Source organism: Corynebacterium evansiae (assembly GCF_027570065.1).
Lineage (GTDB): Bacteria > Actinomycetota > Actinomycetes > Mycobacteriales > Mycobacteriaceae > Corynebacterium > Corynebacterium evansiae.
Genome location: NZ_JAKMUT010000003.1, coordinates 59,190 through 83,827 on the forward strand (window position 1 = coordinate 59,190; position 24,638 = coordinate 83,827).

The window sequence follows — 24,638 nt, forward strand, 5'->3', positions numbered from 1 at the left end:
GCCACGAACTCGGCGAGCCGCTATGGCGCTGCTGGCTTTCCTCACTGTCCTCGCTCTTGTGCCGACCTTGGCAGTCGACGCACAAGCGCAGGATAAGGACAGTGCCGGCCAGCATGGCGGTTCTGGTCAGCGCCGCGGTGACGGTACCGATAGCCAGGTCGCCATTATTGTTGACGCCTCACGCCACATGACCGAGAAAAGCAGCGGAAGCGGTAGCGAAACCCGGATGGACGTGGCGAAGAAGGCCGCGAACGAAACAGCCAAAGCGGTGGCCGACAGGTCAGAGACCATGGTCTTGGGATATGGCTCCGAGGTAGCAAAAGCTCCCGAAAACGAAAACAGTGGCTGCCTCGATATCACTTCCCTTTCGCCTCTGGGGGACAACAAAGCTTCCGACCTCGAAGGTGACATCAACAAGCTGCAGCCCAAGGGCTATGCACCGATCACTAATGCCCTTAAGCAGGCCCAAAGGGAAATGGATTTCAGCAAAAAGCGCAGCATTGTTCTCATTTCCTCTGGCATCGACACGTGCCCGCATCCACCTGCGTGCGAACACGCCGAGACTTCATACAATGATCCAATGGAGACCATTCACACCATCGGTGTGGACGCTGATGACAAGGGGAAAAAGGTACTCGAGTGCATCGCCAAAGCCTCCGGCGGCACCTACTCCGACGCCGATAACATTCAAGACCTCCTGGTGGAACTCATCGACGTGAAAGGGCGCGTGCCGAACTACGGCACGCCCTCGGGCACGCCCGTCCAATTAGCCGACAACCCCGACAACGGGTTCTACCTCGGCGAAGGCCTCTACCAAAGCAGCCTGCCTTCTCCACCCAAGGGAAAAGAAAAAGGCGACGAGAAGTGGTTCAGCATCAGCGTCCCGGACAACACCCAAGGCCGGATCGCGATCACCCCAATCCCATTAGGATTCGAGGGCGGCAACTGGATCAAATACGGCACTGAAGCAGAGGTCAGGAACGACTCTTGTGAATATAGGGAGACCTACGAAGACTATTACATTTGGCCAGCCCCACCTTCAGCAGAGAACATCACAATCACTCCCGATCAGTCATGTGACTCGACGAAATATCGAATCAAGATTTCCGGCATTGGCGATTTACACGACACTGAACTCCCGGTCGAAATCCTCGTCGGCTTTGAACCCATAGCTAGCGAGTCCGAAGCCGGGCCAAAGTACGGCAGCGGGGTCCCTGAAGACGGGGACAAAATCGAAATCCCCGACACTTCTCCGCAGCCAACCCCCGGTGGCACGTCCTACGCCACTGCACCTGAAATCACTAAAAGCACGGTCTCCGACACCCTCGTCCCAGGCGAGATGAAGTTCTACCGCATGAACGTCGACTGGGGTCAGCGCCCCGTCGCGGAAGTCGAGTTCGACAAGAACGAGGAACCGGGAAGCCGTACCCGCAGGGGGAATCTGTACATTGCATCCCCACGCCGGGCGATTACGTCGAGACCTTTGTCGGACGAGCTAGAAGAGAATGCTCCCGTTACCGTTCAAGCTGTCAACACGCCATACGTGTACTACCTCAACCGCGAAGGAGCCGAGCAGGACTGGAGAACAGCGGATGCCGGCCAGTGGTACTTCGTGGTCTCCCTCGAGGGATACAACGACAACGGCAAGCCGAACAAAGAAGTCGAGTTCCGCCTGTCCGCCGCTGTAGAAGGCGAGCGAGCTGACGGGCCGGCGTGGCGCCAACCCCTCGAGCCTGGTCCGGCTCCTTCCCCCGAACCCCCAAGCAGCACCGGCGCGGACGGATCCGCCCCGCAGGCAAAGGACATCGACAACGCCCCCCAGAGCCAAACGATCATGTACGCCGGCCTGGGATTGCTGGCCATCGTCCTGATCGCAGGCGGCGCCGTCTACTTCACCACCGTCCGCCGCAAGTAGATCCCCCGCAAGTAGACTAGCGGGGGTGAGTACTCAATCCCGCTGGCAAGAACTCGCTGACCAGGTGCGCCACCACCGGCAGCTCTACTACTACGGCGAACCGGAGATCTCGGACGCGGACTTCGACGCCCTGCTGCAGGAACTCAAAGACCTAGAGCGGGCCCACCCGGAGGTCGTCACCGGCGCGTCCCCCACCGAGGAGGTCGCCCCCGCTCCGCCCACCAGCAGTCCGTTCCGCAACGTCGACCACCGCGAGCAGATGCTCAGCCTGGATAATGTCTTTGATACCGAGCAACTCGCCGGCTGGCTGGACCGCACCCCCGCGAAGACATACCTGACGGAGTTGAAGATCGACGGGGCGTCAATAAACCTCCTTTACATCGACGGCCAGCTGGAACTCGCGCTGACCCGCGGCGACGGTACGACGGGCGAGGACATCACCCACAACGCGCGGACCCTCGACGACATCCCGGATACCCTCCACGGCACCGACGAGTTCCCCGTCCCGGCTCTGGTGGAAATCCGTGGCGAAGTGTTCATCGACGTCGAGGATTTCGCCGCCATGAACGCCCAGCGCCAAGCCGAGGGGCTGAAGATGTTCGCCAACCCTCGCAACGCCGCCGCGGGCGCGATGCGGCAGAAGAATTCCGCGGACACGGCCAAGCGCCCACTGAAGTTGATTTGCCACGGGATCGGCGCGCGCGAGGGCTTCTCCCCCGCGTCCCAGCACGATGCGTATCGCGCGATTGCCGCGTGGGGGCTGCCGGTCAGTCCGTACACGAAGCAGGTTCACTCCGCCAAGGAGGTCCAGCAGCAGGTCGAGTACTGGGGTGAGCACCGCCACGACGCTGCGCACGAGATGGACGGGCTGGTCGTCAAGGTCGATTCCCTGGAAGAGCAGCTGGAGCTGGGCCACACCAGCCGTGCCCCACGCTGGGCGATCGCCTACAAGTACCCGCCGGAGGAGGCGATGACCACGCTGCACAACATCCGCGTCGGCATTGGCCGCACGGGTCGCGCCACGCCTTATGCCGTCATGGCGCCGAAGTACGTCGCGGGCTCCACGGTCTCGATGGCCACGCTGCACAACCCGACGGAGGCGCACCGCAAGGGCGTGATGCTGGGCGATACGATCACCATCCGCAAGGCCGGCGAGGTCATCCCGGAGGTGCTGGGCCCGGTTGAGGACAAGCGCACGGGTGCGGAGCGGCCTTTCCTGTTCTCGACGTTCTGCCCCGAGTGCGGCACCCGTTTGGCTCCTTCGAAGGTTGGTGACGCCGACTGGCGTTGCCCCAACACGCAATACTGTCCTGGCCAGTTGCATACCCGGTTGACGTACCTGGCTTCCCGCAAGGCTTTTGATATCGACGCCTTGGGGGAAAAGGGCGCTTATGATCTGATCCATTCCGGTGTGCTGGCCGACGAGTCGGAGCTATTCGACTTGAGCGCCGAGGATCTGGAAAAGACCAGTTCCTATGCGACGAAGGCCGGGAAACTGAATAAGTCCGGTGAGACATTGCTGGAGAAGCTGCAGACTGCGAAGGAGGCGGACCTGTGGCGGGTGCTGGTGGCTCTGTCCATCCGGCACGTGGGGCCGACTGCGGCGAAGGCTTTGGCGAAGCATTTCGAGTCCGTGGAGGACATCGCCTCGGCCTCAGTCGAGGAGATGGCCGGCATCGACGGTGTAGCAGAGACGATCGCGGAGTCGATCTCGGATTGGTTCACGGTGGATTGGCACCGCCGGATCGTGGACCGCTGGGCGGCGGCTGGCGTGCGGATGCGCCGGGAGGCCGAGGATGCTTCCGGCGAGGCGTCTGGCGTGGACTCTGCACTGTTGGAGGGCCTGACGATCGTGGTCACCGGCTCGTTGGAGGACTTCGACCGCACGGCTGCGAAGGAGGCTATCGAGGCTCGCGGCGGCAAGGCGGCGGGCAGCGTGTCGAAGAAGACGGACTTCCTGGTGGCAGGCGAAAAGGCTGGTTCCAAGCTGAAGAAGGCCGAGGACCTGGGTGTGCCGGTGCTGGACGAGGCAGGCTTTAAGGAGCTGCTGGAAAACGGCGCAAACCGAACGGCGCAAGACTGAACTGAGTAGAGAGGCAGGAACGAATGACTGAAACTACAGCTCTTTCCCTCCCGGAGATCGGGCTCGGCACATACAAGCTGCAGGGCCAGGCTGGCGCGGACTCCGTGTCCGCGGGCATCCGTGCGGGTTACCGTCTGATCGACACGGCCTACAACTACGAAAACGAGGGCGCGGTGGGCGCGGGTGTCCGCGCTGCGACCGGCGCCAGCGGAATCCGCCGCGACCAGGTGATCGTCACCTCCAAGCTGCCCGGCCGCTACCAGCGGCACGACGACGCTGTCGCCTCCGTCGAGGAATCCCTCTTCCGCTTAGGCGTGGACCGCATCGACCTGCACCTCATCCACTGGCCGAATCCCAATCAGGGCCACTACGTCGAAGCCTTCGAAACGCTGCTGGAGCTGCGCGAACGCGGGCTGATCCGCCACGTGGGCGTGTGCAACTTCCTGCCCGAGCACTTGGAGGCCGTCCACGCCGCCACCGGCGAGTACCCGGTGGTCAACCAGATCGAGCTGCACCCGCACTTCCCGCAGGCCGAGGCCGTCGCGGCACACCGCGAGCTCGGCATCGTGACGCAGGCCTGGTCGCCGCTGTTGCGCGGCGCGGTTCTGGAGGAGCCGGTCATTGCCGAGATTGCTGACGCCCACTCCGCATCCCCCGGGCAGGTCGTCCTAGCGTGGCACCGCGGCCGCGGGGTGCTGGCGATCCCGAAGGCTGCCTCTGAGGAGCGGCAGCGCGAAAACTTGGACTCGCTGAACGTGACGCTGACTGACGCGGAGATCGAGGCGATCACCGCGCTGGGGCGCCCGGACGGGCGCCGGAAGAACCAGGACCCGGCGGTCTACGAGGAGTTTTAGCGCGAAATCAGTTGCGCCAGAGCAGGGCCGCCGCGTGGCGCGCCCGAGCTGCCGCCACGGAGGCCTGCGCGGCGCTGCGCTTGCCCTCGGGCACCACAATGTCCACCAGCCCCGGCAGTTCGTCGGCGGGCAGGGTCCACTGCTCCCACTGGCGCAGAACGGCGCGGGCGATGTCGCCCGCGGCGGCCTCCACGTCGGCCCCACTGACGTCCTCGGCAGGGGCGCCGACACTCTCCCCACCGGCTGGCCCCGGATGCACAGCAGTATCCCCTGGGGCGCCGGGAGTCTCCCCGCCCACCGACGGCGCCGCCTGGGGCACCGCCCAGCCAATCCCCTGGCCGCGTCCGATCATCCCGCCAACCAGGTCCTTGCCGCTGGTTGTCTGCAACTGATCCGCGAGCACCACGATGCGGTGGAAGCCCGGCGCGTGCGAGAGGGCGTCATCGATGAAAGACCCCGGATCCAGCACCACCGGGCGCGCGACCTGCTGCTGGAAGCGCTGCCACACCCCGTAGATGAACTCGCGGTCGACGGCGGGGATGGTGTCGAAGCGGGTGGCGCCGGGCAGGCCGCCCATGACCTCGCGGACGCGCGGCTCGTGAAGTGCGATGACGACCTCGCAGCCGAGCGCCGCTGACAGCGCACCGGCGATCTGCTCCACGCCGAAACCCAGGTGCAGGGCGCAGTCCTTAAACGCCGGGCGGTCGCGCAGCACGGGGTGGCCGCGGAACTCCACCTCCGCACCAAAGGTCCACGGGCCGGTGACGTGCAGCATCAGCCGCTCGACCTTGCCCGTCAGCAGCTCCTCGGCGGCATCCGTGGCCTCGCGTACCCAGCCGTCCATGCGCCGGGATTCCAGGCTCGGGTGGGCAGTCAGCTCCCACCCGCGGGGATTAGCGCGGATCGGCAGCTGCGCGAAGCTGGCCGTCAGCGCAGTGAGATCTCCCGCCCGCCCGCAGCGGGGAAACGACATAACCGGCGGCACGCCTGTGTCCTCGTCCACGTCGCACGTGCGGGTCAGCGCGGACTGCATCGCGGCGCGCACCTCCGCATGGTCCGTGACGGTGCTCTCCCACCAGCCCAGGCGCCCGATCGGCTCCGACTGCTCGGTGTTGTCTGCCATCGCCGCGCTACGCCTCTGCCGGCGTTGCGCGCTCACCCGCGCTGCCAGCGGCTTCGGCGTCCGCAGTGCTATCCCGCGGCGCAGGCTCATCCGCGTCGTTCCGCGGCGCAGACTCACCCGCGTCGTTCCACGGCGCGGTGGCGCGGATGGTGCCGCTGCCCAGCAGGATGTCGCCGTCGGCGTCCGGCTGGTAGACCACAGCGGCCTGACCGCGCGCCACGCCCTGCAACGGCTCGTGCAGGTCTAGCTCCAGGCGCCACGGGCTCTCGCCCTCCTTCTTGACGCGCCCCGCCGGCGTGGTCCCCTCCGGGTCGTCCACCAGCCGTGCGGTGGCGGGCACTACCCCACCGTGGGCGCGCACCTGCACCTCACACTCAAACTCGCGGCCATGCACGGAAGGGTCCAGGCGCTTCAGCCGATCGGCCGTAATCCCACCGACCCGTAGATCGTCGCGCTGACCGATGGTCACGGTGCCCGTGGCGGCGTCAATATCCGTCACATAGCGCGGCTTGCCGTCCAGGCCCTCGCGCGGCAGCCCCAATCCCTTGCGCTGGCCGATGGTGAAGCCGTACACGCCGTCGTGTTCGGCAACAGTCGAGCCGTCCTGGTCCTTCATGAGCCCCGGCCGCAGACCGATCTTCTTCCCAAGAAATGCCTGCGTCTGCCCGTCGGGGATGAAGCAGATGTCGTGGGAATCCGGCTTGGAAGCCACGCCGAAGCCGCGGTCCTTCGCCTCCTCGCGGATCTCCGGCTTGATCGTGTCGCCGACCGGGAACATGCAGTGCGCCAACTGCTCGTCGGTCAGCACGCCCAGCACGTAGGACTGGTCCTTATTCGCGTCCACGCCGCGGCGCATCACGCCGTCGTGCAGGCGGGCGTAGTGGCCGGTCACCACGGCATCGAATCCCAACGCGATGGAACGGTCCAGCAGCGCCTCGAACTTGATCTTCTCGTTGCAGCGCAGGCACGGATTCGGGGTCTCGCCGATGGCGTAGGAATCCACGAAATCGTCGATCACGTCGGCCTTGAAGCGGTCGGAGAAGTCCCACACGTAGAAAGGGATCCCCAGCTTGTCGGCCACGCGCCGCGCGTCCGCAGAGTCTTCCAGGGAGCAGCACCCTCGCGACCCCGCCCGCACGGCCTCGGGAGACTGGGATAGCGCCAGGTGTACGCCGATCACTTCGTGCCCGGCCTCGAGCGCTCGGGAGGCCGCCACGGCGGAATCCACACCGCCACTCATTGCTGCTACTACTCGCATGTTTGGCACCCTACTCGGGTATCGGCCTCTTAGGCCATTCTGCTGCCCCGCCCAACTAGGCCGCCCAGCTAGGCCATTCCGGCGGCGCGGGCCTGCTCGACCACGCGCGGCAGGATGTCCGCCAGGTACTCGACCTGTTTTTCGGTGATGTCCGCACCCAGGGTTAGCCGCAGCGCTCCCCTTGCCACGTCCACTGGCACGCCCATGGCGGTCAGCACGTGGCTGGCGCGGTTCACCCCGGCGCTGCAGGCGGAGCCCGTCGATGCGTCCACCCCGGCGGCGTCCAAAAGCATGATCAGTGAGTCGCCCTCCGCGCCGGGGAAGCTCATGTGCAGGTGCCCGGGCAGTGCGCCGACCTCGGGGGTCCAGATCCGCACGCCGTCGATGCTCTGCGCCGCCGCCCGTAGCCTCTCGCGCGCCACGCGCATTCTGGCGGTTGCTTGTTCTAGTTCTTTAATTGATGACGCCAGCGCCGCCGCACATCCCACCGCACCCTGCACGTTCACTGTGCCGGAGCGGAGCTTTCGCTCCTGGCCGCCTCCGCGCACGGGGCTTAAGATGTCCGCGTCCCGGCGGGCGAGCAGCAGGCCCGTGTTCTTCGGGCCGCCGAACTTGTGGGCGCTGGCGGCCAGCGTGGTGGCGCCGAGGGCGTGGAAGTCGACGGGGATGTGGCCGACAGCTTGCACCGCGTCGGTGTGGAAGGGTACGCCGTTGTCGCGGGCGAAGCTGGCGAGACTCTCCAACGGCTGGATTGCGCCGGTTTCGTTGTTGGCCCACATGCAGGTCAGCAGCGCCAGGTCGCTGGGCGCGCCCGCGCTATCTTCTAGACCGGCAATCCAGTCTTCGGCGCGGATGCGGCCGGCGGCGTCCACAGGAAGGACCACACGGTCAAAGCCCAGATCGAGCGGCCCGGCCGTGAGCCAGTCGACGGACTCGACCACGGCGGGGTGTTCGATGTCGGAGCTGGCGATCACGTGTGCGCCACGGTGAGCCTTCGAACCAAACGCTAGCCCCTGGATGGCGATGTTGTCGGCCTCCGTGCCGGAGCCGGTGAAGATCACCTCTGCTGCATCCGCACCGAGGAGTTCGGCGATCTGTTCGCGGGCGTCCTCGAGGCTGCGGCGGGCATCGCGACCTGTCTTGTACTGGCCAGCAGGGTTTAGCAGCCCTGCAGCACGCTCCATCGCCTCCTGCGCTTCGGGCCGCAGGGCCTGGGACGCCGCGTTGTCCACGTACAGGCGCCCCCGCGCGCTCGCTGCACTACCTCCCGCGGCACCAGCTCCCGCGCCGCTAGTTCCCGCACCGTCGGTTTCTGCGCTGTTGGTCTTGTTCACGCCCCTACCCTACTTCTTGGGCACCGCACACCGCTCACGGGACCGTTGCCTCTTGATACTATTGAGGTAGCCAGAGTCGATAGCTACAAGAGCGATAACAATGGGTCTTGTCCTTGCAGTTCCTGGGATGCTCATCGCGATCATCTATTTGCTTCGGAAGAACAATAAGGGCAAGGACACGGACAGGGACACAGACAAGGACACAGCCGGATCGAAAGATCCCGGATCTAACACTTCTAACAAGCCCACTGAGATCTAACAGATCTAACAGAATCTAGCAAAGCTCCACTATGCTGTGAAGCATGACCGACTCCTCACGCCAGGCCGCCGAAAACGGCCAGCGCAACCCCTTCCGCCCCAGCTTCGGCACGTCGCCGTACTACCTGGCCGGCAGGGCCGAGCTGCTGCAGGATTTCGAGCTCAGTCTCGCCGAGGGTCCCGGCTCCCCGCACCGCACGATCTTAGCCAGCGGTCTACGTGGCGTGGGCAAAACGGTGCTGCTTAACGAGATCGAGGACAAAGCCCGCGCCCAGGGTTGGATCGTCCTGCGCGCCTACCCCAATAGCGACATGATCGCGGAGCTGGTTGAAACGACCATTCCCACCGCCATCACCAGCATCGAGCAGCCACCAGAGCGCAAGCTTTCCGGGGCCTCCATCACCGGCGTGGGCAGCTTCCGCACGGAAGCGCACTCGCGGGCCGAAGAACTCCGTAGCGTACCGACGCTCATCACCCGCCTGCGCGAACTCTCCGACGCAATCACCGGCACTGGCATCCTCATCACCCTCGACGAGCTGCAATCCGCCGACCTCGACCAGCTCCACCGCCTGGCCACAGCGGTCCAGGACCTCATGCGCGACGAGCGCGACATCGCCTTCGTCTGCGCAGGTCTGCCCCACGGCGTGGACACGCTACTGCAGCACGAGGGCACCACGTTCCTCCGCCGCGCCTTCCGCGTAGACCTCCACGCTGTGCCGACTGAGGAAGTCTCGAAGACCCTCGCCATCACCGCCGCGGATTCTGGCCGCCCTTTTACTGATGACGCCCTAGTCCGCGCCACCGACATTTGCCGCGGATACCCATACCTCATCCAAGTGGTTGGCGCACTGTCCTGGGCGGCCGCCGGGATCGACAGTTCGAACACCATCGAAGCCACACACGTGGAGACGGCCTCCCAGCGGGCTATCGACCGCATGACTAGCCACGTCCACCGGCCCGCACTCAGCCGCCTGCCGGAGGGCGAAATGAACTTCCTCCGCGCGATGGCTGCGATTAGTGCCAACGAAGGGGCGTCCGAACCAGAATCGGTGAGCGCAGCAGCACCGGCAACGAGAGCTGTCAAGACTGGCGACATCGCCACTCACCTGGGCGTGGAGCCGAGGGGCCTGTCCACGTGGCGGAGCCGCCTGATTACCCGCGATCTGATCGAGTCAGCGGGATTCGGTCGCGTGCGATTCACGCTGCCGTACATGGAGGACTACATCCGACAGCAGGACGCATAGCGCCGAACAGGGCACAAGAAAAACCGGCGCCCTCCCGCCTGCGAAAAGCTAAGCGAAAGGGCGCCGGCTGTTAAAGCCTAGGGCGAAGAACTACTTGCGGTTCTTCAGCTCCTCGGTAGCCTGCGGAGCAACCTTGAACAGGTCGCCGACAACACCGAAGTCTGCGATCTCGAAGATGGAAGCCTCTTCGTCCTTGTTCACAGCAACGATGGTCTTGGAGGTCTGCATACCAGCCTTGTGCTGGATAGCGCCGGAGATACCCAGTGCGATGTACAGGTTCGGGGAGACCGTAACACCGGTCTGACCAACCTGGAACTTGCCCGGGTAGTAGTCGGCGTCCACAGCCGCACGGGAAGCACCAACAGCGGCACCCATGACGTCGGCCAGCGGCTCGACAACGTCGGTGAAGCCCTCGGAGCCACCCACGCCACGGCCACCAGAGACCACGATGTTGGCCTCGGTCAGGTCCGGACGGTCGCCAGCCTCAGCCGGAGCGAAGGAGGTGATGGTGACGGCGGTCGGGCCAGCACCCGGCAGCTCAACCTGCTGGACGTTGCCAGCGGCAGCCTGCGGCTCCGGATCCAGGGAGCCCGGAGCCAGGGTGAAGACCGGGGATGCGCCAGCGGCGGAAGCGGTAACGGTGTAAGCGCCACCGAAGATGCTGATCTCAGCGGACTTCTCGGCGGTGATGCTGCTGGTGTTGTACAGAACACCGGAAGCAACGCGAGCGCCTACGCGGCCTGCAACCTCGTTGCCGGTTGCGGTAGCGGAGACGATAACCGGAACCTGCAGCTGAGCTGCCAGGCCGGACAGTGCGTCGACCTCCGGGGTAACCAGCAGGAACTCTGCCTGGTCGGACTCTGCGGCGTAGATGGTCTCTGCGCCAGCCTCGGCCAGTGCGCCCTGCAGCTTCTCGGTGGTGCCGGGAGCGCCAACAACGACGGCGCCGACGGTGCCAAACACACGTGCAGCGGTGATCAGCTCGACGGTGGAGTTCTTCAGCTGACCCTCACCGTGCTCAACCAGTACTAGTACGTTGGTCATGTCCTTAAATCCCTACTTCCCTTAAACCAGCTTTTCCTTGACCAGGAACTCGACCAGCTGCTTGCCGCCCTCGCCCTCGTCGTTGACGATCTCACCAGCCGACTTCGGCGGCTTCGGGGTGGAAGCGGAAACGGAGGTGGTGGCGTTTGCCAGGCCAACGTTCGCAGCGTCCACGCCAATCTCTTCCAGAGACAGCTCTTCGATGGTCTTCTTCTTGGCAGCCATGATGCCCTTGAAGGCAGCGAAGCGCGGGGTGTTGGACTTCTCAGTCACAGACACGATGGCCGGGGTCGGAGCCTCCAGGCCGAACACGCCCTCTTCGGTAACGCGCTTACCGGTGACCTTGCCGCCCTCAACGCTCAGCTCTTCCATGTGAGTCAGAGCCGGGATCTGGCGGTACTCAGCCAGCAGGCCCGGGATGGAGCCAGCGCCACCGTCGGTGGAGGCGTTACCGGCGATAATCAGCTCGATGTCCTCGATCTGGTTCAGAGCGTTGGACAGGGTCCATGCCGTGCCCAGTGCGTCGGAGCCAGCCAGGTTCTCGTCGACAACCAGCTTGGCCTCGTCGCAGCCCAGGGACAGTGCCTTACGCAGCGCCTCGGTTGCGCGCTCCGGGCCGACGGACAGAACGATGACGTTGCGGGAGCTGTCTGCTTCCTTCAGCTGCAGTGCAGCCTCAACAGCGTTTTCGTTAATTTCGTCCAGGACAGCGTCTGCGCTGTCGCGGTCGAGGGTGAAGTCATCGTCGGTGAGCTTGCGCTCGGAGTAGGTGTCCGGCACCTGCTTAACCAGAACAACGATGTTCGACATTCGTTGACCTTCCTGCTTGGGTATTGTGATTTGGCACCATAGTACCTACCACCAGGTGACCACCGCCACAAATTTCTTATATTGTTTTAGAACTACCCCCGCGAGCTGCGACGAGCCCGGCAAATAAATGCCACAGCCTTGGCAGCGCCGCCCTCGCCGATGCGCGTAACCACCACGGAGTAAGCAGTATCAGCCGCTCCGGCACCGCTTGCGCCACCGTTTCCGCCTGCGTTGCCCTTCTTCAGCTTCCACTTCTTCCGCAGCTCATCGGGGTCCACATCCACACCGCGCACGAGGATCTCCACGCTCTTCGCACCCAACCCCACCAACGCAGAACGCGCCTTTTTCAGCGGCACTTCTTCCACAACCTCAAAGCCTCGCACGCCCGCGGGCAGCTCGTCGCCGGTTAGGTACGCGATGTGGGGGTCCAGCTGCCACAGCCCATGCCGCGCCGCGTATTGGCGCACCAGCCCGGCGCGCACGATGGCACCATCGGGGTCCACGATGTAGCGCCCTACCCCGCCCACGCGGTCGGTCTCGGGCTCGTCGCTTGTCACTGTTTCTTTAACTGATGACGCCCCCATCACCACCGCCCGGCGCCCCCGCCCGAGGATCGCGGGTGAATACAGGCACGTCTCCTTTACTCCTCCGTCGACGGAAACGACCTCCACGTGGCCGTCGAACTCGGAGTAGTCGATACCCGGCGCGCATTTGACCACCAGTTTGTCGTAGCAGTCCATAAGTTCCGGCAGTGGCGGCTGCAGGTCGTCCAGCTTGGTGATGCGCCCCGAGGAGTTCCGGCGTGCGGGGTCCGCCACCACCACGCCGGATTTCAGTGCGCCGGATTTCAGGTCACCGGCGAACGCGGGTCGCAGCGCATCCATCCGCACGACCGGAACTTCCGGCACATTGAAGCGAGCCATCCGCAGGCGCTGGTGGTCCAGGTCCCCGCCCAGTGCCCGCAGCCCTGCATTGGCCAGCGCGTGCAGCTCGGTGCCGATGCTGCAGGTGACATCCACGGCAGCCTCCACCCCGGCGCCCTTCAACACCTCCGCGCGCCATGCGGCGACTACCGGCGGGGTGGCCTGCTGAACCGATTCGCTATCCATCAGCCAATTCTCCAGCAGCTTGCCTGCCCGGCGGGCCTGTACCAGTTCCACCAGGGCACGAGCGTGCTCGCCGTGTGCCTTTCGCAGGTGAGAAAGGTCCTGCACGAGAGATTTCTTGGTCAGCTGGTACGTGGTGGCGTCATTAATAAGGGGCGAGCCAGCGGCGCAATCGGCGAGCAGAAAATCCAGCTCGGCGGCAGAAAAGGCCATCTTTGCGCGCTACTGCTCGTAGGAGTGGGGACGAATGGCGAAAGGGTTCTCCGGCATCTCGGCGGGGTCTACGACGAACTTCATGCCCGGCGCGAACTGGCGAGCGGGCGCGCCGTACATCTGCTGTTCCATCAGGTAGTACTCGGCCATGTACGGCTCGTCGACGGGCTCCTCGAGCACCGGGTCGACGGAGAGACTGGAGGAAAAATCCAACACTTCCTCGACGGTGCGGAAGGTATCCAGCAACTTCAGCTGCGCCCACGTCGGCGGCATCAGGGAGATCTTGCGGGAGCGCCAGCCATCCAACAGCGTGGAGGGGCGGAACCAGCCCGTCGAGGTGGCCTCCGGAGTATCGGCCCTGGTCTCCTGCCCCTCCGGCATGGCGGCCACGAAGAAGGCCGTGTCGTAGCGGATCGGCTGCTCCACCGGAGTGACCCAGTTAGCCCAGGGGCGCAGCAGGTCGGAGCGCAAGACGAGATTGTTGTTGCTCATGAAGTCGGAGAAGCTCAGCTGGTGGTTTTCCAGCAGCTTGCGTTCTTCCTGGTAGGGAGTGGTGTCCACCACTGGGGAGCCATCGCGGTGGGTGGCCAGCAGCGTGCCGCACTCCTCGAAGGTCTCGCGCACCGCGGCGCAGACCAGGGCGCGGGCCATGGATTCTGGTTTCTGCAGGCGCTTGGCCCACCATTTGACCTCTGCGCCCTGCCAATTGATGGCCGGCGACATGTGGCCATCGCCGTCGACGTCTCCCGGCATATCTCGGGAATCCACCCCGCCGCCTGGGAAAACCGTCATCTCCGCGCAGAATTTCATGGTCGAGGCACGCTCCTGGACGTACACCTCGATCCCCGACAACGTGTCGCGCAACAGAATCACCGTTGACGCGTGACGTGGCTGCACTGGGCCCAAACGGTTTTCCTTCATGGATCAGAGTCTACCGATCTTCCTAGCGGCGGTCGCTGTCTTCACCGGGCTCCACTGGCTCCACCGGCCCCACCGGAACGGTGGCTACCCCGGCGCTGGCGGCTGCGGCGGGCGAACCAGCGGCCGTCTTCGTGCTTAACCTCGATCGGCTGGTGGAAGGTGCGGGTGAGGTTCTCGCTGGTCATTACGTCTTCCAGGATGCCCTGGGCAACAACCTCGCCCTCGTCCAGCAGCAGGGCGTGGGTGAACCCCGGCGGGATCTCCTCTACGTGGTGGGTAATCATCACGATCGCCGGCGAGTCCGCATCCGCCGCCAGGTCCGACAGCAGCGCCACCAGGTCCTCGCGGCTGCCGAGGTCCAGGCCGGCGCCCGGCTCGTCCAGCAGTAGCAGCTCGGGGTCGTTCATCAGGGCGCGGGCGATCAGCACGCGCTTGCGCTCACCTTCGCTTAGGGTCCTCCAGGTCTGCTCGGCCAGGTGGTAGGCGCCGACGCTTTCCAGGATCTCAATGGCGCGCTCGTAGTCCAGCTCGTCGTAATCCTCGCGCCAGCGGCCCAGCACGTCATAGCCGGCGGAAATCACGATGTCCGCGACCTTCTCATCCCCCGGCACGCGCTGCGCCAGCGCCGAGGAGCTCATGCCGATGGCGGTGCGCAGCTCGCGCAGGTCCACCTTGCCCACTTGCTCGCCGATGAGCTTCACGGTGCCAGTGGTCGGGAACATCTGCGCGGATGCCAGGCGCATCAGGGTGGTCTTGCCCGCCCCGTTGGGGCCGACGATGATCCAGCGTTCGTCCAGCTCCACCTGCCAATCCATCGGCGCCAGGATGGCTCGTCCGTCGCGCACGACGGAGACGTTGCGCATGTTTACGATCAGGTCGTCCTCGTCAACCTGCGCGGTGGCCGGGGTGGAAATCAAGTTCGTCACGTTCTCGCTCACTCCCCCATGGTGCCTCAAGATCCGCGCGAAGTGTGCCAACAACATAGGCTTGCTGTGTAAGCACCAACGCGAACTGCCAACGGATCCCCACTGCCATTTAAAGGAGCTTCCCCATGACCGGCCGCCTCGGCATCGACTGCATCTCCCCCGTCATCTCCCACGGAGCCACCCCCGCCAAGGCCATCGTCGGCCAGGTGTTTCCGGTCAGCGCGAGCGTCTGGCGCGAGGGGCACGACGCCATCTCCGCCACCCTCGTCGTCCGTCGCCCCGCCGGTGCCGAGGGTGGCCGCGCGAAGATCACGATGTCGCCTGACCCCGATGACGTCGACCGTCGCCATGCCGTGTTCGTTCCGGATGTGCCGGGTATGTGGACCTTTCGTGTTGACGCCTGGTCGGATCCAGCAGCCACATGGTTCAACGCAATCACCAAGAAGGTAGCCGCAGGACAGGATGCCCAGGCGCTGGCCAATGATTTTGAGCTCGGCGCGCGCCTGTTCGAGCGGGCGGCGGAGAAGGCCTCCCGTAAGCACCGGGAGCTGGTGGCTTCCGTGCCAGGCCAGCTGCGCGATGAATCCTTGAGCATCGACGAGCGCCTGGCCACCGCCCTGTCTCCGGAAATCAAGGAGGCCCTGGACAAGCGCCCGCTGCGCGACCTGCTGACCCGCGGCCCGGAGTTCCACGTGCTGGTGGAGGAAAAGACCGCCGGCGTGGGCGCCTGGTACGAGATGTTCCCCCGCTCCACTGGCGGTTGGGATGCCAACGGCAACCCGGTGCACGGCACCTTCGCCACCGCTGCCGCGGACCTGCCGCGCATCGCGGACATGGGCTTCGACGTGCTGTACCTGCCGCCGATTCACCCGATCGGCGAGATCAACCGCAAGGGTAAGAACAACACTCTGACCCCCACCCCGGAGGACGTCGGCTCCCCGTGGGCCATCGGCTCCAAGGACGGCGGCCACGAGGCCGTACACCCACGCCTCGGTACCGTCGAGGACTTCGAGAACTTCGTCGCCGCCGCCAACAAGCAGGGTCTGAAGGTCGCCCTGGACCTTGCGCTGCAGTGCGCCCCCGACCACCCGTGGGCCAAGGAGCACCCGGAGTGGTTCACCGTGCTGCCGGACGGCACCATCGCCTACGCCGAGAACCCTCCGAAGAAGTACCAGGACATCTACCCGCTGAACTTCGACAACGACCCGGAGGGTCTGTACCGCGAGGTGCTGAAGGTTGTGCGCCTGTGGATCGGCCGCGGCGTGCGCATCTTCCGCGTGGATAACCCACACACCAAGCCCACGAACTTCTGGCAGTGGCTGATCGCCGAGGTCCACGCCACCGACCCGGACGTGGTCTTCCTCTCCGAGGCCTTCACCCGACCGCCACGCCTCTACGGCCTGGCCAAGGCGGGTTTCACGCAGTCCTACAGCTACTTCACTTGGAAGACCACCAAGGAGGAGCTGGAGGAGTTCGCCGGGGACATCGCCAACTACGCCGATGTCTTCCGCCCGAACCTGTTCGTCAATACCCCGGACATCCTGCACGAATCCCTGCAGACCGGCGGCAAGGCCATGTTCGCTATCCGCGCCGCTCTGGCCTCCACCCTCTCCCCGCTGTGGGGCGTGTACTCCGGCTTTGAGATCTACGAATCCACGCCGGTTCACGCGGGCTCGGAGGAATACCTGGACTCCGAGAAGTACGAGCTGCGTCCGCGCGACTACTCAGTGGACAACTGCGCTGAATGGATCAGGGATCTGAACCTGTGGCGTCAAGAAAACCCGGCGCTGCAGCAGCAGCGCACCCTGCGCTTGCACGAGACCACGAGCGACGACCTCCTCGCGTACTCGAAGGTCGACGGTGTTACCGGCAACGCGGTGCTCGTGGTGGTAAACCTGAACCCCAACGCGATTGTCGAGGGCTCTGTGTACCTGGATACCGAAGCGCTAGGCCTGGGCGCGCCGGAGGAGGCGCACTTCGAGGTCACCGACCTGCCGACGAACCAGACCTACACCTGGGGCGCCAGCAACTACGTGCGCCTGGACCCGGACTTCCAGGTTGCGCACATCTTCCGGCTGCCCACCCTTGGTGAGGGTGAGCGCGAGCGCGTTTGCATGCGAGCCCAGGAAGAATACGATCCCCGCAGGTAGAATCGGCGGGTATGAACCACGATTACCACCGGCTCGCAGAACGTAGGCACCACGCCCCGCACGACGTGCTTGGGGCACACGAAAACGGAGACGGAACCACCACCATTCGCACGGTTCAGTGCGGGGCGGAGTCCGTCGCCGTGCGCATCAACGGCGGCGAGCCGGTGCCGATGGCGGCGGCCGAAGAATACCCGGCGCTGTTCACCGCAACCGTGGATTACTTCGTAGACACCTACGTCTTCGAAGTCACCTGGGCCGGCGGCACCACCGCCACCCTGGAAGACCCCTACCGGCGTCTGCCTACCGTCGGCGACCTGGATCGCTACCTCATCGGAGAGGGGCGGCACGAGGAGCTGTGGAAGGTGCTCGGCTCGCACGTGCTGGACGGCGGCGTGTCCTTTTCCGTGTGGGCGCCGCATGCCGCGGGTGTTTCCGTGATCGGCGACTTCAACGGCTGGAACGCTAACCAACACCCCATGCGCGCGCTGGGTAGCAGCGGCATCTGGGAACTGTGGATCCCCAGCGTGGGTGCCGGGGCGCACTACAAGTTCTCCATCACCACCGGCGACGGCGTACGCCTGGACAAGGCCGACCCGATGGCGCGCCTGGCAGAGCCCGCCCCCGCGACCGCTTCCATCGTCGTGGCGGACAGCGACTATGCCTGGGGCGACGACGAGTGGCTGGCTCACCGCGCCGCCGTGGGCGTGGACGAGACCATGAGCATCTACGAGATGCACCTAGGCAGCTGGCGCAAGGGGCGCAACTACCGGGAGCTGGCCGCGGAGCTGGTGGAGTACGTGCAGAAGCTGGGCTACACCCACGTAGAGCTCATGGGCGTCTCCGAGCACCCCTTCGAGCCCTCCTGGGGCTACCAGGTGACCAGCTACTACGCGCCGAACAACCGCTACGGCGGCCCGGACGACCTGCGCTACCTGATCGATTCGCTGCACCGCGCCGGCATCGGCGTGATTATGGACTGGGTTCCCGGCCACTTCCCCAAGGACGGCTGGGCTCTGGGCCGCTTCGACGGCGAGGCCTGCTACGAGCACCCGGATCCGCGCCGCGGCGAGCAGCCGGACTGGGGCACCTATGTGTTCGACTTCGGGCGCAACGAGGTACGCAACTTCCTGGTGGCGAACGCTTTGTACTGGTGCAAGGAGTTCCACATCGACGGCCTGCGCGTCGATGCCGTGGCCTCGATGCTGTACCTGGATTACTCCCGCGATGACTGGCTGCCCAACGAGTTCGGCGGGCGCGAGAACCTGGATGCGGTGGAGTTCCTGAAGGAAATGAACGCCACCGTGCACCGCGAGTGCCCGGGCTCGCTGACCATCGCCGAGGAGTCGACCTCCTGGCCGGGTGTGACCGCCCCCACCAGCGAGGGCGGCCTGGGGTTCAGCCTGAAGTGGAACATGGGCTGGATGCACGACAGCCTGGAGTACATCCAGCGCGATCCCGCCTACCGCAGCTACCACCACAACGAAATCACGTTCTCGATGGTCTACGCCTACTCCGAGAAGTACGTGCTGCCGATCAGCCACGACGAGGTCGTGCACGGCAAGGGAACCCTGTGGTCGCGTATGCCCGCCGGTTCCGCCTGGGACAAGGCGGCGATGGTGCGCAGCTACCTGGCGTTCATGTGGGCGCACCCGGGCAAGAAGCTGCTCTTCCAGGGCCAGGAATGGGGCCAGACCGAGGAGTGGAACGAGTCCCGCGGCCTGGACTGGCACGACCTCGAGGGCTGGGAGGGCGAGTTCCACCGCGGCATCAGCGCCCTGACCAGCCAGCTGAACAAGCTCTACCACTCCGAGCTCGCTCTGGGGCAGGATCACGCGCCGGAGGGCTTCCAGTGGATCGCCAGCGACGACTCGACGAATAACGTTCTTTCCTTTATTCGACGCCACCGTGGGCGCGAGCTGGCGTGTGTTATTAACTTCTCGGGCACCACCCAAGAGAACTACCGCATCGGCCTGCCGCAGGCCGGCACGTGGCGCGAGGTGCTGAACACCGACGACGTGCAGTACGAGGGCGCCGGCCGCGTGAACGGCGACCTGCACACGGAGCCCGCCGGCTCCCACGGTATGGAGGCCTCCGCCGTACTGCAGATCCCGGCGCACACCGCGCGCTGGTTCGTACTGGAGAGCTAAGCCCGGCTAGAACAGCGCCGAGGCCATGCGGGTGCGGCCCGCGATGACCTCCGGGTCCGCCGGGTCGAACAGGCTGAACAGCTCCAGCAGGCGAGCCTTCGCCTGCTTCTTGTGATCCGCGTTGCCCTCGGCGGACGGACGCAGCTCCTCGATCAGCAGGTCGAAGGCCTTAGGCTTGTCGTCCGCCAGCAGCAGGCGGTCGGATTCCGCGAACTCGTCCCCACCCGTGGACAGGCGCTGCACCAGCAGCGCGTTAGCACGCGCCGCGCGGGCCTCCCCTACGAGCTCTTCATCGGCCTGCGCGGGGTTGGCAAGGATGGCGTCATACTCCGCAATTGCGCCCGCGTAATCCTCCGCCTCGAGCTTCTCGGCAGCGGCAGCCAGGCGTGGGTCGCCCGCATCCTGGTTCGCATCAGCACTATCCGAGTCGGCACCCGCGCCACCGCCAGCCGCATTAGCCGGATCCTCCTCCGGGGCCAGGCCTCGCAGTTTGCCGTCTACCGCCTGCACGACAGCATCTACCCAGCCGTGCAGCTGTGCGGCGGGCTGGCCGCCTTCGAAGTTGGTTAGCGGGCGCCCGGCTGCCAGCGCGATGACGGTGGGGATTGCCTGTACGCCGAAGGCCTGGGCGACCTCCGGGGTGGCATCCACATCCACGTAACGGAAGAGCCACTTGGTCGGCGCCTGCTGGGACTCAGCCAGCTTGGTGAAGTCCTGGCGCATCTGCTCCGAGGCTTCCGAGCGGGCGGAACCCAACAGCGTAACCACCGGCACCTGAGTGGAACGAACGACGAGGTCCAGCTCGAAGTTCTCCGGGGTAATGGTACTTACGAAAGCTACGGAAGCTCCGGTGCCTCCTGCGCCGGTTCCACCGGCCGCACCCGGCTGACCTGCCTCGCCAGCACCTCCTGCGACTCCAGCGGCTGCGCCAGCCTGGGCAGCGCGAGCCTGCGCCTGTGCCCGCTGCTCCGCCTGCTGCTTCACCGCGCCCAGGTCCACCGCCCCGGCCACGAAACGGGACGGAGGAGTATTAGAAGGATTCGTCACCTTGAAAGTGTCCTTTCTCACTTGCCCTCCCACGCGCTGGCCGCGCGGGAGAAAATAATCGCCTTGAGGGCTAAAACCGACTAAGAGAGCTGAGTCTTCTAGAAAAGCCGCAGCTCCGAGGAGTCGGTTCCTCGCATTGCTTCATAGTCCAGGGTAACGCAACGGAAACCGCGGTCCTCCGCCAGTGTGCGAGCCTGTGGCTTGATCTCCTGGGCGGCAAACACGCCCGTTACCGGAGCCAGCAGCTCGTCCCGATTCAGCAGTTCCACATAGCGGGTAAGCTGCTCCACACCGTCGATACCACCACGGCGCTTGATCTCCACGGCCACCGTCGCGCCAGTCGAGTCCTTAGACAGAATGTCCACCGGCCCGATAGCCGTCGGGTACTCCCGGCGGATCAAGGAGTACCCCTCACCCAAAATCTCAATCTGCTCAGCCAGCAGCTCCTGCAGGTGTGCCTCCACGCCATCCTTCACCAGGCCTGGGTCCTCCCCGAGGTCGTGCTCCGTATCGGAGTAGATCTCGAAAATCTGGATCCGCAGCTGCTCCCCCTTTGGATTCGTGACGATCCACAACTGCTCGACCCCCTCATTTCCAAGCTCCGAATACTCCGTAGGGGCGTCATCAGCATCAAAAGAGCTAGCCTCGACGACCTCGAGGGAACACGGCGGCATCATCCAATTGAGCGGCTTATACGCACGATCGTCGGCGTGGATAGAGACCGAACCATCGGCCTTCACCAAGATCAGACGGTCGGCGGGCGGCAGGTGGGCCTCCAGGCGTCCGACGTAATCGACACAGCAGCGGGCAATGACTAAGCGCATGGTTGTTCAGCCTACGCTACGCAAGCCGGCGACGACTCAATGACGGGGTATGCGGCGTTCCGAAGGGGCGGATTCCAGCCAAGACACCAACGCGGTATCCCCTGCACTATCCAGGGCGATCTCCCAATGCGTCTTGCGGTGAACCACCTCGACGATGTGCACGTCGTCCTCCAAGAAGGCGGACTCTCGTAGGGTGATCTCGCGGCGAGAAACAATTGCGGTGCCCAGGCGCGTAAGCACTACATCCGAAGCGGGGCGCAGGCTACGCAGCTTGTAGAACTTGGCGGATTGGCCCGAATACTTCAAAATCCCGTGGCGCCAGTGCCTGCCATCAGAATTTGGCAGGCGCCGGACGACCACGGGATACCCCTGGGAACGCAGCGCAAAAAAGCGCCACACAACGGCGATGACGACGAACAGCGCCACCGCCGCAAGAAAATACAACAACCACGCCATATACCTAACTTACAGGCATGAAGTGGGTTTCGAAAAAGCAAAACGGGCCCCACCGTGAAAACAGTGGAACCCGTTTGTCGGGAAGTTTAAAGCTAGATAGCTCTTAAGCTTCCATACGCTTCACAGCGCGCAACTCGGACTCTGCGACGGCCTTGTCGTGCTCAGTCTCTGCAGACTGCTTGCGGGACTCGGCATCCGCAACGTTGACCTCGCTGGCCCACGTTGCAGAATCCGCCAGAATGGTGATCTTCTTGGAGGACACGGACAGGAACCCGCCCTGCACCGCGGCCACCAGCTTCTCACCGGTGTTCGTCCGAATGGTAACGACGCCGTTCTCGACCAGCTGGCCGAGCAGAGGCTCGTGACCAGGGAGCACGCCGATCTCGCCCTCAGTGGTCTGCGCGGTAACGGACGTTGCGGTACCAACCCACAGCGGACGTTCCACGGAGACCAGTTGTGCGGCAATCTCAGCCATGTGCTTAACCCCTTACTTTTCGGTCATCTTCTTGTAAGCAGCCTCGACATCGTCCAGGCCACCCAGACCGTTGAAGGCCTGCTCCGGGTAAGCGTCGAACTCGCCGTCGCAGATGCGCTCGAAGGCATCGATCGTGTCCTTCAGCGGCACGTAGGAGCCCGGCAGGCCGGTGAACTTCTCCGCAACGAAGAAGTTCTGGCCCAGGAAGCGCTCCAGGCGACGTGCACGCTGAACGGTGATCTTATCCTCTTCCGAGAGCTCGTCCATACCCAGGATGGCGATGATGTCCTGCAGCTCCTTGTTCTTCTGCAGGATGTGGATCACGCGCTGGGCAACCTCGTAGTGACGCTCGCCGACGATACCCGGCTCGAGGATACGAGAGGTAGAGGTCAGCGGGTTCACTGCGGGGTAAATACCCTTCGAGGCGATGGAACGATCCAGCTCGGTCGTCGCATCCAGGTGGGCGAAGGTCGTAGCCGGTGCCGGGTCGGTGTAGTCATCGGCCGGCACGTAAACGGCCTGCAGGGAGGTAATGGAACGACCCTTGGTCGAGGTAATACGCTCCTGCAAAACACCCATCTCGTCAGCCAGGGTGGGCTGGTAGCCCACGGCAGAAGGCATACGACCCAGCAGGGTCGAAACCTCAGAACCAGCCTGGGTGAAACGGAAGATGTTGTCGATGAACAGCAGCACGTCCTGGTTCTGAACATCGCGGAAGTACTCCGCCATGGTCAGACCGGACAGAGCCACGCGCATACGGACTCCCGGCGGCTCGTCCATCTGGCCGAACACAAGCGCGGTATCCTGCAGCACGCCCATCTCTTCCATTTCCAGGAAGAGGTCGGTGCCCTCACGGGTACGCTCACCAACACCGGCGAACACGGAGGTACCGGAGAACTCGCGGGCAATACGGGTAATCATCTCCTGGATGAGCACCGTCTTACCCACACCTGCACCACCGAACAGGCCGATCTTGCCGCCCTTCACGTACGGGGTCAGCAGGTCGATGACCTTAATACCGGTCTCCAGGATCTCGGTCTTGCCCTCGAGCTGGTCGAATGCCGGTGGCTCGCGGTGGATGCCCCACTGCTCGCCGTCGCGGCCCAGGCCCGGCTCGTCCAGGCAGTCGCCCAGAGCGTTGAAGACGTGGCCCTTGACAACGTCGCCGACCGGTACGGAAATCGGCTTGCCGGTGTCGGTAACCTCAGCGCCACGGATCAGGCCGTCGGTCGGCGCCATGGACACGGCGCGCACGAGGTTGTCCCCGAGGTGCTGTGCAACCTCCAGGGTGATGGTCTTTGCCACTGCCTCGAGGTCAACCTCGACGGTCAGTGCGTTGAACAGTGCTGGCTGCTGGCCGCGCGGAAACTCCACGTCGACGACCGGGCCGATAACTCGCACGACGCGGCCCGCAACAGCCGATTCAGCAGAAGGCTGAACCTGGTTTGCTGTAGTCATACTTAATCACTTTCTCCGCTATCGGCGAGCGCGGATGCGCCACCGACGATCTCTGTAATTTCCTGGGTAATCTGGGCCTGACGAGCCTGGTTGGCAACTCGGGAAAGCTGCTTGACCAGGTCGGTCGCATTGTCGGTTGCGGCGCTCATCGCGGTACGACGCGCTGCGGACTCCGACGCCGCAGACTCCAGCATTGCTGCGAAGATGCCTCGGGAGACATACTGCGGCAGCAAGGCCTTCAACAGGGTGTCTGGGTCGGGCTCGAAGTCGTAGTCGGCAGAAACCTGGTCAACCTTGTCGGAGACCAGATCCTCGCCGAGCTCGAACTTCTCTTCCTCAACCACAGTCTCGATCGGCAACAGTCGGTGTGCCTCTGGCTTCTGGCTCAGCATGGACTCGAAGCGGGTGTACACGATGTGCACCTCGTCGAATCCCTGTACAGCCTGCCCCTCTTCCGCGTTGAGGCCCTCGCGCCACTTAGCGGTTCCTTCGGAACCGGCGACGAAGCCGTCAATCAGGTGGCGGCGCACATCGTGGGTAGCCGCGTAGTCGGGGTCCTGAGAGTAGCCCGACCAGGCACCTGCGATGTCCTCGCCACGGAAGTTGTAGTAGGAGATGCCCTTGTTACCAGAGACGTACAGAACAACGTCCTTGCCTTCGTTCTCCAGGCGCTTGCGCAGCTCTGCAGTCTTTTTGAAGACGTTGTTGTTGTAGCCACCGCACATGCCACGGTCACTTGAAACCACGAGGATTGCGGCGCGGGAAGCATCCGTCGGCTCCTGCAGGATCTTGTGATCCAGGGTGCTGGCGGAGGCCAGGCGCTGAACCACGCGGGTGATTTCATCCGCGTAAGGCTCCGCATCGTCAACACGTGCCTGAGCCTTCGTGATCCTCGAGGTGGCGATGAGCTCCTGGGCCTTCGTGATCTTCTTAGTCGAGTTCACGGACTTGATGCGTGTCCTCAGTTCGCGAAGACTAGCCATAACTATCGC

The 24,638-nt window shown here is 64.4% G+C and carries 20 protein-coding genes; 6 read left to right on the forward strand and 14 right to left on the reverse strand.

The annotated features are described in order from the left end of the window. The first annotated feature begins 22 nt into the window (after positions 1-22). The 3 genes from L8V00_RS03875 to L8V00_RS03885 are packed head-to-tail and all read left to right on the forward strand — an operon-like array spanning position 23 to position 4,852. Positions 23-1,915 carry a vWA domain-containing protein gene (locus L8V00_RS03875; RefSeq protein WP_269944268.1) on the forward strand — a complete coding sequence of 631 codons (1,893 nt, stop codon included), beginning with the start codon at positions 23-25 and terminating at the stop codon, positions 1,913-1,915. Between the two features lie 25 nt (positions 1,916-1,940). Beyond that, positions 1,941-3,998: an NAD-dependent DNA ligase LigA gene (gene ligA / locus L8V00_RS03880; protein ID WP_269944269.1), complete on the forward strand. Its 2,058-nt coding sequence runs from the start codon at positions 1,941-1,943 to the stop codon at positions 3,996-3,998. A gap of 23 nt (positions 3,999-4,021) precedes the next feature. After that, complete coding sequence (locus L8V00_RS03885; protein WP_269944270.1) at positions 4,022-4,852, forward strand: aldo/keto reductase; 831 nt, start codon at positions 4,022-4,024, stop codon at positions 4,850-4,852. Between the two features lie 7 nt (positions 4,853-4,859). On the opposite strand, the gene L8V00_RS03890 is transcribed toward L8V00_RS03885, so the two are convergent. From L8V00_RS03890 to L8V00_RS03900, 3 genes are all read right to left on the reverse strand, one after another. Beyond that, positions 4,860-5,975 carry a uroporphyrinogen decarboxylase/cobalamine-independent methonine synthase family protein gene (locus L8V00_RS03890; protein WP_269944271.1) on the reverse strand — a complete coding sequence of 372 codons (1,116 nt, stop codon included), beginning with the start codon at positions 5,973-5,975 and terminating at the stop codon, positions 4,860-4,862. A gap of 7 nt (positions 5,976-5,982) precedes the next feature. Next, entirely contained in the window at positions 5,983-7,233 is a 1,251-nt protein-coding gene (gene mnmA / locus L8V00_RS03895) for a tRNA 2-thiouridine(34) synthase MnmA (RefSeq protein ID WP_269944272.1), read from the reverse strand. A gap of 68 nt (positions 7,234-7,301) precedes the next feature. Beyond that, a complete protein-coding gene (locus tag L8V00_RS03900; protein ID WP_420840024.1) occupies positions 7,302-8,567 on the reverse strand; it encodes a cysteine desulfurase family protein in 1,266 nt (421 codons plus the stop codon). A gap of 302 nt (positions 8,568-8,869) precedes the next feature. Here L8V00_RS03900 and L8V00_RS03905 point away from each other — a divergent pair, with 302 nt between their 5' ends. Next, complete coding sequence (locus tag L8V00_RS03905; protein WP_269944273.1) at positions 8,870-10,069, forward strand: ATP-binding protein; 1,200 nt, start codon at positions 8,870-8,872, stop codon at positions 10,067-10,069. A 90-nt stretch (positions 10,070-10,159) separates the two neighbouring features. On the opposite strand, the gene L8V00_RS03910 is transcribed toward L8V00_RS03905, so the two are convergent. The 5 genes from L8V00_RS03910 to L8V00_RS03930 form a co-directional block, all read right to left on the reverse strand. Next, positions 10,160-11,113: an electron transfer flavoprotein subunit alpha/FixB family protein gene (locus L8V00_RS03910; RefSeq protein WP_269944274.1), complete on the reverse strand. Its 954-nt coding sequence runs from the start codon at positions 11,111-11,113 to the stop codon at positions 10,160-10,162. Positions 11,114-11,134: 21 nt separating this feature from the next. Beyond that, the gene (locus L8V00_RS03915) at positions 11,135-11,923 is read right to left on the reverse strand and encodes an electron transfer flavoprotein subunit beta/FixA family protein (RefSeq protein ID WP_034985575.1); all 789 of its coding nucleotides are present in this window, start codon (positions 11,921-11,923) and stop codon (positions 11,135-11,137) included. Positions 11,924-12,015: 92 nt separating this feature from the next. Next, the gene (locus tag L8V00_RS03920) at positions 12,016-13,242 is read right to left on the reverse strand and encodes a THUMP-like domain-containing protein (RefSeq protein WP_035003526.1); all 1,227 of its coding nucleotides are present in this window, start codon (positions 13,240-13,242) and stop codon (positions 12,016-12,018) included. 9 nt (positions 13,243-13,251) lie between these two features. Then, a complete protein-coding gene (locus tag L8V00_RS03925) occupies positions 13,252-14,163 on the reverse strand; it encodes an NUDIX hydrolase (protein ID WP_005292956.1) in 912 nt (303 codons plus the stop codon). 41 nt (positions 14,164-14,204) lie between these two features. Continuing rightward, a complete protein-coding gene (locus L8V00_RS03930) occupies positions 14,205-15,146 on the reverse strand; it encodes an ABC transporter ATP-binding protein (RefSeq protein ID WP_141741141.1) in 942 nt (313 codons plus the stop codon). 68 nt (positions 15,147-15,214) lie between these two features. Between L8V00_RS03930 and L8V00_RS03935 the strand changes: the two genes are divergently transcribed. Together L8V00_RS03935 and glgB are read left to right on the forward strand one after the other, a co-directional pair. After that, complete coding sequence (locus L8V00_RS03935; protein ID WP_269944275.1) at positions 15,215-17,239, forward strand: alpha-1,4-glucan--maltose-1-phosphate maltosyltransferase; 2,025 nt, start codon at positions 15,215-15,217, stop codon at positions 17,237-17,239. 11 nt (positions 17,240-17,250) lie between these two features. After that, positions 17,251-19,386: a 1,4-alpha-glucan branching protein GlgB gene (gene glgB, locus L8V00_RS03940; protein ID WP_269944276.1), complete on the forward strand. Its 2,136-nt coding sequence runs from the start codon at positions 17,251-17,253 to the stop codon at positions 19,384-19,386. Between the two features lie 6 nt (positions 19,387-19,392). Here glgB and L8V00_RS03945 read toward each other — a convergent pair whose 3' ends face one another. The 6 genes from L8V00_RS03945 to L8V00_RS03970 form a co-directional block, all read right to left on the reverse strand. Then, positions 19,393-20,433, reverse strand: coding sequence for a tetratricopeptide repeat protein (locus L8V00_RS03945; RefSeq protein WP_269944277.1), 1,041 nt, complete (start codon positions 20,431-20,433; stop codon positions 19,393-19,395). Positions 20,434-20,531: 98 nt separating this feature from the next. Beyond that, positions 20,532-21,257 (reverse strand): endonuclease NucS, encoded by a 726-nt coding sequence (gene nucS, locus L8V00_RS03950; RefSeq protein ID WP_034985584.1) that lies wholly within the window; start codon positions 21,255-21,257, stop codon positions 20,532-20,534. Between the two features lie 36 nt (positions 21,258-21,293). Next, on the reverse strand, positions 21,294-21,713 hold the full coding sequence (locus L8V00_RS03955; RefSeq protein WP_049049867.1) for a DUF2550 domain-containing protein: 420 nt from the start codon (positions 21,711-21,713) through the stop codon (positions 21,294-21,296). A gap of 103 nt (positions 21,714-21,816) precedes the next feature. Next, positions 21,817-22,188 (reverse strand): F0F1 ATP synthase subunit epsilon, encoded by a 372-nt coding sequence (locus L8V00_RS03960; RefSeq protein ID WP_034985587.1) that lies wholly within the window; start codon positions 22,186-22,188, stop codon positions 21,817-21,819. A gap of 12 nt (positions 22,189-22,200) precedes the next feature. After that, positions 22,201-23,646: a F0F1 ATP synthase subunit beta gene (gene atpD, locus L8V00_RS03965; protein ID WP_035003546.1), complete on the reverse strand. Its 1,446-nt coding sequence runs from the start codon at positions 23,644-23,646 to the stop codon at positions 22,201-22,203. A 2-nt stretch (positions 23,647-23,648) separates the two neighbouring features. Then, positions 23,649-24,629: a F0F1 ATP synthase subunit gamma gene (locus tag L8V00_RS03970; RefSeq protein ID WP_034985590.1), complete on the reverse strand. Its 981-nt coding sequence runs from the start codon at positions 24,627-24,629 to the stop codon at positions 23,649-23,651. Positions 24,630-24,638 lie beyond the last annotated feature (9 nt).